The organism is Acinetobacter sp. C32I (genome assembly GCF_023702715.1).
Classification (GTDB): Bacteria; Pseudomonadota; Gammaproteobacteria; order Pseudomonadales; family Moraxellaceae; genus Acinetobacter.
The window spans coordinates 3,099,825-3,111,984 of sequence record NZ_CP098480.1 but is presented as its reverse complement, the minus strand read 5'-3'; the positions used below and the strand labels follow the sequence as shown (position 1 = coordinate 3,111,984).

The following is a 12,160-nucleotide window of genomic DNA, read 5'->3' as shown; positions in this document are numbered from 1 at the left end:
TTTTACACTCAAAATCAATCCATGATCTTTAAAAGTTTAGCGGGATTACCAACCATGACATGATTTTTTTCTACATCCTTTGTTAATACAGCTCCCATACCAATCATTGCACCCTCATAAACATTAAGTTTTTCTCGCAATGTGGCATTTGTACCAATTTCAACAAAGTCATTTAAAACAATATTTCCAGATACTGAAGCATTTGGAGCAATTGTTACAAAGTCTTTTATAATTACATCATGTCCAATTGTACTATTTATATTGATGATAGTATGCTTTCCAACTGAAATATCTACGGTAAGTATTACTCCAGCACAAATGATTGAGCCTGTGGCAATCGATATGTTTTCACCAACTATCGACGATGGATCGATCAATGTCGCAAAAGAAAATCGCTCATCTTTAAAAAAAACATCTATAATTTTCTTTCTTGCTCTAGGATTGCCAATTGCGATCACAAACTCATAGTCAAGAAATTGCTCTGCATGTTCAATTGGTCCTAAGACATCTAGTCCCATAATTTTAGTATTTTGCTTATCTGGTGTACTATCCAAAAAACCCAAGACTTCACGGCCACAACGCTTAGCCATCCAAGCAACTTCTTTCCCAAAACCACCTGCACCAACAACTATAATTTTCTTCACTTATATATCCTTAATAATGTTAGAAATATATTTACACTCATCTATAGATAATGTCGGATACATTGGTAAACACAATACCTGTTCAGAGAGTTTTTTTGCTTTCGGCGTTTCTGTATAAAAATCTTGATATATACTTAGCTCAGTCATCAATGGAAAAAAATATTTACGAGCAAAAATATTCTTCGCCTTTAGTTTCTCAAATAATTCATCACGACTTAAAGGATAATTCTCAGTTATTACTATTGGAAAATAGGAATAATTATCCTTATCTAAAACAGGTCGACTTACACAATCAATCCCATCAATATTCTCTAAAGCTGCTCGATATATTTGATCAATATTCTGGCGTGATTGTAATGTATCCTCAATCGTTTTGAGTTGTAACAATCCTAATGCAGCATGAACTTCGCTCAATTTTCCATTGAGAGAAATATCATTAATAGTTGCCTCATTCACAATGCCAAAATTTCTTAATTGATCAATTCGTTGCTTCATATCAGCACCATGACTTACGATAGCACCGCCCTCAAAGGTATTAAATACTTTAGTTGCATGAAAGCTAATTACACTTAAATCGCCATAATCCAGAATACTTCGTCCTTGGTGCTTAATACCAAAAGCATGTGCAGCATCATAAATTAGTTTTAATTGATATTGATCAGCGATTGTCTGTAAAGCGTCAACTGCACATGGAATCCCATAACAATGAACAGGTAAAATTGCGACTGTTTTATCTGTAATCGCAGCTTCTACAGCTTCTGGATCAATATTGGATGTGTTTGGATCAATATCAACAAAAACAGGGGTTAATTTATTCCAAACAATCGAGTGAGCAGTTGCAACAAAAGTATAAGGTGTCGTAATCACTTCACCTTGCTCTAAGCCCAAAGCTTGTAATGCTGTAACAAGCGCTATTGTTCCATTATTAAATAATGAGATATATGGAACACCTAAATACTCACATAATGCTTGCTCTAATCGCTGATGTAGGGGACCACAATTCGTTAGAATTTTATTATCCCAAATTTCTTTTAAATAAGGAATAAACTCATCCAATTCAGGTAAAACTGGCTGCGTTACATAAATCGGGGTCTTCATACGTCTTTCACCAAAGAAATCAGATATTGGCCATAATCATTTTTATTCATACTTTGACCAATTGCTAAAACGTGCTCTTTGCTTAGCCAACCATTATTAAAGGCAATTTCTTCTAAACAAGCCACCTTATAACCTTGGCGTTTTTCAATGGTTTCTACAAATTGTGCGGCTTCAAGTAAACTTGCGTGAGTACCGGTGTCGAGCCAAGCAAACCCTCGACCGAGTAACTCAACATTTAAGTCACCACGCTCTAGGTACATTTGATTGACGGTCGTGATTTCTAATTCACCACGCTCAGATGGTTTAACTTGTTTCGCGATTTCAACAACATCATTGTCGTAGAAATAAAGACCAGTTACAGCAAAATGTGATTTTGGATACTTAGGTTTTTCTTCTAAAGAAACTGCACGTTTTTGCCCATCAAACTCAACAACCCCAAAACGCTCAGGATCTTTCACTTGATAGCCAAAGACAGTTGCACCCTTTTGGCGTGCAACTGCCTGACGAAGCATTGGCGTAAAACCTTGGCCATAAAAAATATTATCGCCAAGCACTAAACACACATTACTCGTGCCAATAAACGCTTCACCAATAATAAAAGCCTGAGCTAAACCATCTGGGCTTGGTTGAACTGCATAACTCAGTTCAACACCAAATTGTGAACCATCACCCAATAACCGTTTAAACCCATCAATATCATCAGGTGTACTGATAATCAAAACTTCGCGAATGCCTGCCAACATCAAGACCGACAAAGGGTAATACACCATCGGTTTATCATAGATCGGCAACAGTTGCTTAGATACACCCTTAGTGATTGGATATAAGCGTGTACCTGAGCCACCAGCAAGAATAATCCCTTTCGTCGACATTAGACATTTACCCCTAATCTTTCACGTTGATAACTGCCATCTTGTACACGGCGACACCATTCTAAATTATTTAAATACCATTCAACTGTTTTACGGATACCCGTTTCAAATGTTTCCTGAGGCTTCCAACCAAGCTCTCTTTCTATTTTTGCAGCATCAATTGCATAGCGAAGATCATGTCCTGGTCGATCCTTCACAAAGGTAATTAAACTTTCATAAGATTGAGTATTCGCTTGTGGTCTCAGCTCATCTAGAATTTTGCAAATGGTCTTAACCACTTCAATATTCTGCTTTTCATTGTGCCCACCAATATTATAAGTTTCACCAATCACACCTTGAGTGACAACTTGATACAGTGCACGGGCATGATCTTCAACAAACAACCAATCACGGATCTGATTACCCTTTCCATAGATTGGTAATGCCTTACCATCTAAAGCATTTAAAATCACTAAAGGAATTAATTTTTCAGGAAAGTGGTAAGGACCATAATTATTAGAGCAATTGGTCACAATCGTCGGCAAACCATAGGTACGCTGCCAAGCGCGAACCAAATGATCCGAACTCGCCTTACTGGCTGAATAAGGAGAGCTCGGTGCATAAGGTGTGGTTTCCGTAAATAAATCAGTTGTGCCATCTAAGTCACCATAGACCTCATCTGTAGAAATATGGTGAAAACGGAAACTCGTTTTTCTATTTTCTTCTAGTACTTGCCAGTACTTACGTGCAGCCTCTAATAGAGTATATGTGCCTACAATATTGGTCTGAATAAATGCACTTGGACCATCAATTGAACGATCAACGTGAGATTCTGCAGCCAGATGCATCACAGCATCAGGTCGGAACTGCTCAAAAATTTGTTCCAGTTTGAATGCGTCGCAAATATCTACTTGTTGAAATTGGTAGCGAGGATCTTCATCAATTTCTTTTAATGAATCTAAATTACCAGCATAGGTCAATTTATCTATATTTAAAACGGTATCATTCGTTGTTTTTATAATATGGCGTACAACAGCAGAACCAATAAATCCAGCGCCACCAGTTAATAATATTTTCATATTTTTCCACTATACTGCATCGAATAGACTCTATCTAAGCTTGATATCTTCCACACAACTTAAAGCATCCATGAACAACCCATAAAATATTTCGAAAAATATCGGCTATGTAGGCACTAGATTGTTTACTTTGGATTTCATCCTATTTCACTGAAAAAATGAGAAAATAAGACTTAAAACACTTCAAATTAGTGAGGAGAATACAATGCGGCATAATATAACAAATTTCATCAATTTGTTAGCGCTTCACTCTATTTTATTTAAATGACTTCCACTTTAAATTAAATCTATCCATTGATTACTTTTCACTAAATATTGAATTAAATCAAATTGTTTTATAAAGCAAATTGTTTATATCTGATTTCTCAACAATCCCACGAAAAGATTATTATGTTTTTTTAATCTTTTGGGATAAAATCATCGCGATTTAGCATCCTTTGCCTATTGATGATTCATACAGGGCGATAGGTATTGATTAAAAATAAGATTATCCAAGGGTTTCATGTGAAGTATTACCAACTTTTTTCGATTCTTACTCTTAGTATTAGTGCTGTAAGTTGTGCAATCACTTCAGGTCTTCAGACACATGACTTACCTGAAAATGGGGACTTTACCACAGAACAAGGTGTCAACCTTACTGTTGTACAACTGACACAAGAAAACGTGCCGTCTCTAAACCTTGAATCTGTTAACATCAACCAAAATAATTTAACTTCATTATTTCAGCAATCACATACACAGTATCACTTAAACACAGGTGATATTTTATCTATCCAGTTATGGGCCTATCCTGAAATCACCCCTCCACTTCAAGATGGAAATAACATAAGAAGCACAGGTTATGTAGTTGATAGTAATGGAAATATTCAATTACCTTTGGTTGGGCAAGTACATATTTCTGGAAAAACCCTTGCTGAAACTAACCGTTACCTACGCTCGCAGTTTGCAAAATATTTAAAAACACCAGATGTCATTGTTCGTGTCTTATCCTATGAAGGAAATCGTTACTTTGTAAATGGACAAGTCATGAAGAGTGGACAATATACGCTAAATGATCAGCCAATTAGCTTATATACGGCACTTGGCATGGCGGGCGGGATTAACACCGAAACTGGCGATAACACATCAATACAATTGATTCGAAGAGGCATCACCTATAATTTAAATTTAGTTGCCTTAGAAAAAAATGGTTATTCTCTACATAAATTAATGATTCAACCGAATGATACAATTTTTGTAAATACTAAACAAAACCAGAAACTTTATGTAATGGGCGAATCAAGTAAAAGTCAAGCTTTACCCTTACGCGATCAAGGTATGACCCTAAGCGATGTTCTTGGTGAAAGCGAAGGCATCAACCCGTACACAGCTAGTGCTGCCCGCATTTATGTAATGCGAACAGATTTGAAAACTCAACACTCGACTATTTACCAATTGAATTTGAGTAGCTTGGGTAATCTTGCTTTAGCCAATCAATTTGCAATGCAGAAAAATGACATTGTCTATATTGATGCAACAGGCTTGACTCGTTGGCAACGTATGGTCAATCAAATTATACCGTTCTCTACAGCACTTTATAGTTTTGACCAATTAGGTAAGTAAATAGACATGAGTATGTCATTCTCATGACTGAAATATCAAAGACTCTGCACACTGCTTCTTCAAATTTTAAATAGTTGTTTCCTTATGAATCAAAATACGCAACTGACTGATGACACGATTGACCTCAGAGAGTTATTTTTCTCACTTATCGTACAATGGAAACTAGTCGTTTTTTGTACTGTACTGAGCTTAATCTGTGCAGGTGCTTATCTTAAAATTGCAAAAAAAACCTATTCTGTTGATGCAAAAATTCAAATTATTGATAATAAGCAAAGCGGGTTAGCAAGTCTCAGCCCTCAATTAGCCTCTTTAGGTAGTTTAGCAGGGATTAATCTTGGTGGGAGTCAACAGTCTATTCAGACTGAAATTGAAATTTTACAGTCTCGTTCTATTCTAACCAAAACGATTCAAGACCTAAATCTTGATATTCAGATTCAACCTGATCAATCTTTTTTTGACAGTCTTTTTAATACGGATCAGTTTCATACCAATTATCTTGCTGATCAGGTAAAAATTAGAAATTATAAAACGGCTTTTTCTATCCATCAATTTGATGTTCCATCACAATATCTTGATCAAAACCTAATTTTAAGTTTCAATGGACAAAGTTTTAGTCTGGTTTCAGAAAAGACGGGGTTAGAAGTATATAAAGGATCCCTCAATCAAAAAGCTGTCTCTAATCCGATTGGCACATCATGGAAAATTAGCATATCAGCTCAACAACCATTAGACGGCAAGTATATTGTACAGAAACAATCGATGCTTGCAGCAGTCAAGGCAATTCTACTCAGCTTTAAAGCCGCCGAACTTGCAAAACAAACAGGAATTATCACGATTAATTATGATGGGACCGATAAAGCCCATATCATGAAAGTGTTAAATCATATTCTCCAAATTTACCAAGAACAGAACCTTGCAACAAAGTCTGCAGAAAAAGAAAAGACTTTAAGCTTTTTGAACAAGCAGCTACCTCAACTGAAAGATAGCTTAGAGCAGGCTGAACAAAAGTTTAATGCTTTCCGTGAAACTCACGGTACTATTGATATTCAACAAGAGGCAGCTCTTTATTTAAAACAAAGTGTTGAACTGGAAACACAGAAAGTTCAACTAGAGCAAAAGCAAGCTCAGTTAGCAGCACAATATACTGCACAACATCCAATGATGCAGGAAATTAATGCACAAATTGGCGTTTTTAACAATAAAATTAATGAGTTAAATAGTGCATTAAAAAAACTGCCAAATACACAAAGCCAGTATTTGCAATATTATCGAGATGTGCAAGTTCAAACTCAGATGTACACCAACCTGTTAGGAACATATCAATCATTAAGCTTAGCTAAAGCAGGCGAAACAGGGAATCTACGTGTTTTAGATTATCCTGTAGAACCGACCAAACCGATCAAACCCCGTAAATTAATTATTTTAATTCTCTCTATTCTTGTGGGTGGTTTCATTGGTGTCTTAATTGCATTAGTCCGTAATTTACTCCAAACAGGGGTACGCCAGCGTGAGGAAATTGAGCATGCTGTTGGACTTAAAACTTATGCTGAATTACCTAAAGCAAAGCATAAGTCAACTCCTGAGTTACAAGCCCTCAAAACATTTATCCCAACTTTACGTTTTAAGTTACAACAAAAACAACATAACGTTACACTCTTAACAAGTGTTACACCTGATCAGAACCAAGGTATCATTGCTCAACATTTGGCACTTTATCTCAGTCAAACTGGGCAGAAAGTCTTAGTTATAGATAGCGATCTTTATCAGGGTCAACTCGACCTACTTTTTAAGAGTACTTCAAAAGTAGGCTTATCTGAATATTTACGTGGTCAAGCCAACTTAGATCAAATTGTGGTGAATACGACTTATCCAAATTTAAGTTTAATTAGCCATGGACAAAGCAATGATGAGGCTTCAATCTGCTCACATCAATCGATTTTTGCTCAATTGATGCAGCAGGTCAGCAAACAATATGATTATATATTAATCAACTCCACTCCTATACTTGCAACGTCTGATAGTTTGAATCTTGCTCAATTTACAGGTTTTAATCTCTGTTTAGTGCAATATGGTCAAACACAACTTAAAGATATTGAACTCGCAAAATCTTATTTTGTGAATGCAGGACTAGAAATTGATGGTCTTATCTTAGATCAAATCCCTAGCTATCAAGTTACCCAATATCAATATCAGACCAGCAAATAATTTACCTAAACATTGTGTTTAAAAAACCAGAGCGTTTTAAATTCTCTGGTTTTTTTATTGCAACAAGAATACTTACTGATTTAACAAATGGCCCAGTCCCCATACAAAAAATCCATGCAATTTTGCTGTTAATTATTCAATGCCTAAGCCTATACATGCTAAGATCAATGCCATATTTTTTATTCAAATCTCAGTTTGGGACATCTCATGAGTAAAGCTTTACCTTTCGTTGTCGCAGCCGTTTTAGGCGGTGCAGCGCTAGTTCCTGTCTATTATGCAACTCAACACCCAGCGACTGAACTTGGCGGAGCAAAAGCTGATAAAAATGCAGCACCTGTTGCAAAAATCAGTTACGCACTAGGCTATGAAGTTGCAAAACAAACGCCACCTGAGTTAGAAACCAGTGCATTTATTACAGGTTTCCGTGATGCGCATGCACAAAAACCAGCAGCGTACACAGAAGAAGAGTTACAAGCAGCTTATGTTGAGTTCCAAAAAGAGCTACAACAAAAGCAAGTCAATGAAACTAAAAAAGCTGAGGCAAGCAATAATAGTTTCTTAGCTGAAAATGCCAAAAAAGAAGGTGTGAAAACCACGGCTTCTGGTTTGCAATATAAAATCATCCAAGAAGGTACAGGTAAGCAACCTGCTGCAACTTCTGTTGTGAAAGTTCACTACAAAGGCCAGCTGACTGACGGTAAAGTGTTTGATAGCTCTTATGACCGCGGTGAGCCAATTGAGTTCCCATTGAATCAAGTGATTCCTGGTTGGACTGAAGGCTTACAGTTGATGAAAGAAGGTGGTAAGGCAACGCTTTATATTCCGGCAAACTTAGGTTACGGTGAACAAGGTGTTCCTGGCTCGATCCCTCCAAATAGCACATTAATTTTTGATGTAGAATTAATCTCTGTTAAGTAAATGATCTAAGGAGAGCTCGTGCTCTCCTTATTTTTTGGAAAAAATAATGAAAAGATTAGCGCTCATTTTAATTAGTGCAACCATCGGAACAGTTCACGCAGCACCTGTAGATAAAATTAGCTATGCTTTAGGCTATGAAATTAAACAACAAATACCATCTGAGATAAATGTAAAGTCCTTTATTCAAGGTATCCGCGATGCGTATGCCAAAAAGCCTGCAGCGTATACGGATGAGGAATTAAAAGTTGCTTATTCTGAATTCCAAAAAAACCTAGAACAACAACAACGCCAAGCATCTCAGCATGCGGAAGTCGTCAGTAAACAGTTTTTTGCAGAAAATGCCAAAAAAGAAGGCATCAAAACGACAGCATCAGGTTTACAGTATAAAATTACTCAAGTTGGTAAAGGCCCGTCACCTCGGCTAAGCTCTACTGTCAAAGTTAATTATAAAGGTCAACTGATCGATGGAACGGTATTTGATAGTTCTTATGAACGCGGTGAACCGATTGAATTTCCGCTGAATCAAGTCATTTCAGGCTGGGCTGAAGGCTTACAGTTAATGAAAGAAGGTAGCAAGGCAACACTTTATATTCCTGCGAACTTAGGTTACGGTGAACAAGGGGTTGCTTCGATCCCCCCCAATAGCATCTTAATTTTTGATGTAGAATTAATCGCTGTTCGTCAGTGATTCAAGTAGAGCCTGTGCTCTCCTTTATTTTTTGGAAGAAATAATGAAAAGATTAGCTCTCATTTTAATTACTGCAACCATCGGAACGGTTCAGGCTGCACCCATTACACAAAAAAGTTCACAGAAAGATCAATTGGGCTATAGCTACGGTTATCTTATGGGGCGTGGCAATGCCGAAACCTTAAAAGATTTAAATATCGAAACTTTTGTACAAGGTCTGCAAGAAGCCGTTCAAGGGAAAGCGGCTTCATTAACCGATGAAGAAATGGCAACGGCTCTCAACCAATATAAAAAGCGTCTTGAAGCGAAACAGTTAATTGAGTTTCAAGAACAAGCACAAAAAAATGATCAAGCTGGCAAAGCCTTTTTAGCTGAAAATGGCAAAAAAGCAGATATCATGACCACGAAGTCAGGGCTACAATATCAAGTGCTACAACAAGGCCAAGGTAAATCACCAAAAGCGACCTCAACGGTTAAAGTAAACTACGAAGGCCGCTTGCTCGATGGAACCGTGTTCGACAGTTCAATTGCACGTAACCATCCACTTGAATTCAAACTTAGCCAAGTGATTGCAGGCTGGACTGAAGGAGTTCAAACCATGAAGGAAGGTGGCAAAAGCCGTTTCTTTATTCCCGCAAATCTAGCGTATGGTGATGTCGGTTCTGGCGATGCGATTGGGCCTAACAGCACTTTAATTTTCGATATTGAATTACTTGAAGTGAAATAATAAAAACCCTCCAAATGGAGGGTTTAATTTTTTCAACTTATAATTTTAAGCTTTTAAATGTCTTGGTCGGAAACCTGTCACCAATAATCCAATCACGTAGGCCACCACACCGAGCACACATAAACCAACTACTTCGGCAACGCGTATCCATTGTGAAATCTCACCTTGATACCAGGTTAAACCATACCAAAGTGCTGCAATCATGGTGATATTGGCAACCGCATATTGAAATACCAGTTTCTTCCAATGCGCACCAAAACGATAAATATTACGTTTATGCAAATAGAAATATAGCATCCCCGCATTGACCAGAGCAGACCCTGAAGATGCCAGTGCCAGTGCCATATGCTCTGCTTGCCAATCGATCAACTTAAACAAGCCTATAAACACCACGTTTAAAATGGCATTGGCTGCAACCGCCATTAAGCCAACACGGACTGGGGTTTTGGTATCTTGCTGTGCATAGAAGCCTGGCGCAAAGACTTTAATCAACATAAATGAGATTACCCCTGCACTCATACATTGCAAGGCCAATGCTGTCATTCGCGTATCTTCCACGGTAAATTCACCGCGCTGGAACAAGGCTTGAATAATTGGGGTCGAGAGCATAAATAGCGCGATACTGGCAGGAATACCGACCAACATAATCACCTTGGCTGCCCAATCAATCATGCTTCTAAACTTGGTCTGATCCTGCTCGGCATGACGTGCAGATAACGAAGGTAAAATCACTGTACCAATCGCCACTCCAATGAGTCCTAGGGGTAACTCGGTCATGCGCTCAGCACTGTATAACCACGATACCGAACCATCTTGCATAAACGATGCCCAAATGGTGTTGAGCAATAAGTTAATCTGAGTCACCGAGACACCAAACAAGGCGGGTAACATCAGTTTTAAAATACGGTCTACACCTTCATGTTTAAAATCGACTTTAGGTGGAATCAGTAAATTCTTTTTCCATAATTCAGGAATTTGAATCGCTAATTGTAAAACACCCGCTGCAACCACCGCCCAACCTAGCGCCATGATCGGCTCCGCCATATACGGCGTTAACCACCACGCTCCAGCAATCATCGCCACATTCAGCAATACAGGTGAAAATGCTGGTGAAGCAAATGAGCCATAACTGTTGAGGATACTGCTGGCAAAAGCCGTCAATGACATGAACATTAAGTAGGGAATGGTCAGGCGGAACATGTCCACGGCAAGATCGAATTTCTCTGGATCGTTATGGAAACCCGGCGCATATAAATAAATAATCGCGGGTGCAGCAACCATCGCCACAAAGGTCAATAAGGACATCGCCGTGAGCAAACAGCCAAACACCCGACTAATCAGAATCTGGACTTCGGCATGGGCACGGCTGGTCTTATATTCAGTCAGAACAGGAATGAAAGCCTGAGAAAAAGCCCCTTCCGCAAATAAGCGCCGAAAAAAGTTGGGAATACGAAAGGCAACAACGAAGGTATCGAAGTCCTTACCTGCACCAAATACATTGAGTAGCACCACATCACGGACTAAACCCAATACTCGAGATAACATCGTCATTGCACTGACAATTACAGTCGATCGCCACAATGCCATCGCATTCACCTACGGCTTATCTTTTAAAAAGCGTTATTGTAATGAAAGTCCGAATAGATTTCGTTGTGAAATTATAAATTCGATGCTGTTTTTTCGGCTAATTTTTGTTGAGCAAGCAAATTTCGGAATAATTGCCAATCAAAGTGTTCCCCAGGATCGGTTTTACGTTTTGGCGCAATGTCGGAATGACCTGCAATATGATGTTGAATCTTTGGATAAGCCTGTTGCAAAGTACCGACCACTTCAACCAAAGCTTGATATTGTTCAGGCTCAAAAGGCAAATCATCACTCCCTTCCAGCTCAATCCCAATCGAATAATCATTACATTCTTTTTGTGCAAGGTAACTGGAACGACCTGCATGCCACGAGCGATCATTAAAATTCACAAACTGAATCACTTCACCTGTGCGCAAAATTAATAGATGCGCAGAGACCTGCATCCCTTCAATGGTTTGAAAATAAGGATGTACAGACCAATCCAATTGGTTCTGAAAGAATTGCTGAATATAGCCTCCGCCGAACTGTGAGGGCGGCAAACTAATATTATGAATAACGATCAATTGGATCTCGGTATCGGCAGGGCGTGCATTAAAATTAGGCGAGGCAATTTGAGTTGCGCCCTCTAAGATTCCATCTTGTACTTGAGCAAATCTAGCGTGTTGCATTAGGACTCGAATCAGCAATTTAATATTTATCTCGCCCATTTTGACATGCTTTCTCCAGAATAATCGAGATCAAATACGTATTTTTTACAGGGAGGG

10 protein-coding genes and 1 pseudogene are annotated in these 12,160 nt (G+C 38.3%); 5 read left to right on the top strand and 6 right to left on the bottom strand.

Going from position 1 to position 12,160, the window contains the following annotated elements; all coding sequences use genetic code 11:
- Positions 1-14: 14 nt before the first annotated feature.
- The 4 genes from NDN13_RS14830 to rfbB are packed head-to-tail and all read right to left on the bottom strand — an operon-like array spanning position 15 to position 3,672.
- Positions 15-644, bottom strand: a complete 630-nt coding sequence (locus NDN13_RS14830) for an acetyltransferase (RefSeq protein ID WP_251116010.1) — start codon at positions 642-644, stop codon at positions 15-17.
- A complete protein-coding gene (locus tag NDN13_RS14825) occupies positions 645-1,742 on the bottom strand; it encodes a DegT/DnrJ/EryC1/StrS family aminotransferase (RefSeq protein WP_251116009.1) in 1,098 nt (365 codons plus the stop codon).
- A complete protein-coding gene (gene rfbA, locus NDN13_RS14820; RefSeq protein WP_251116008.1) occupies positions 1,739-2,614 on the bottom strand; it encodes a glucose-1-phosphate thymidylyltransferase RfbA in 876 nt (291 codons plus the stop codon). Before rfbA ends, NDN13_RS14825 begins: the two co-directional genes overlap by 4 nt.
- On the bottom strand, positions 2,614-3,672 hold the full coding sequence (rfbB, locus tag NDN13_RS14815; RefSeq protein WP_251116007.1) for a dTDP-glucose 4,6-dehydratase: 1,059 nt from the start codon (positions 3,670-3,672) through the stop codon (positions 2,614-2,616). Before rfbB ends, rfbA begins: the two co-directional genes overlap by 1 nt.
- 504 nt (positions 3,673-4,176) lie before the next feature.
- Here rfbB and NDN13_RS14810 point away from each other — a divergent pair.
- From NDN13_RS14810 to bamJ (NDN13_RS14790), 5 genes and pseudogenes are all read left to right on the top strand, one after another.
- Entirely contained in the window at positions 4,177-5,274 is a 1,098-nt protein-coding gene (locus NDN13_RS14810; RefSeq protein WP_251116006.1) for a polysaccharide biosynthesis/export family protein, read from the top strand.
- Between the two features lie 84 nt (positions 5,275-5,358).
- Positions 5,359-7,479, top strand: coding sequence for a GNVR domain-containing protein (locus NDN13_RS14805; RefSeq protein WP_251116005.1), 2,121 nt, complete (start codon positions 5,359-5,361; stop codon positions 7,477-7,479).
- Between the two features lie 207 nt (positions 7,480-7,686).
- On the top strand, positions 7,687-8,397 hold the full coding sequence (bamJ, locus tag NDN13_RS14800; RefSeq protein ID WP_251116004.1) for a BamJ family beta-barrel-assembly machinery protein: 711 nt from the start codon (positions 7,687-7,689) through the stop codon (positions 8,395-8,397).
- 94 nt (positions 8,398-8,491) lie between these two features.
- Positions 8,492-9,085 (top strand): annotated as a pseudogene (bamJ, locus tag NDN13_RS14795) (BamJ family beta-barrel-assembly machinery protein); the annotation flags it as partial.
- A gap of 43 nt (positions 9,086-9,128) precedes the next feature.
- Positions 9,129-9,812, top strand: a complete 684-nt coding sequence (gene bamJ, locus NDN13_RS14790; RefSeq protein ID WP_251116002.1) for a BamJ family beta-barrel-assembly machinery protein — start codon at positions 9,129-9,131, stop codon at positions 9,810-9,812.
- A gap of 45 nt (positions 9,813-9,857) precedes the next feature.
- On the opposite strand, the gene murJ is transcribed toward bamJ (NDN13_RS14790), so the two are convergent.
- Positions 9,858-11,408 carry a murein biosynthesis integral membrane protein MurJ gene (murJ, locus tag NDN13_RS14785; RefSeq protein ID WP_251116001.1) on the bottom strand — a complete coding sequence of 517 codons (1,551 nt, stop codon included), beginning with the start codon at positions 11,406-11,408 and terminating at the stop codon, positions 9,858-9,860.
- Between the two features lie 62 nt (positions 11,409-11,470).
- Entirely contained in the window at positions 11,471-12,064 is a 594-nt protein-coding gene (gene ampD, locus NDN13_RS14780) for a 1,6-anhydro-N-acetylmuramyl-L-alanine amidase AmpD (RefSeq protein ID WP_251116000.1), read from the bottom strand.
- Between the last annotated feature and the right edge of the window lie 96 nt (positions 12,065-12,160).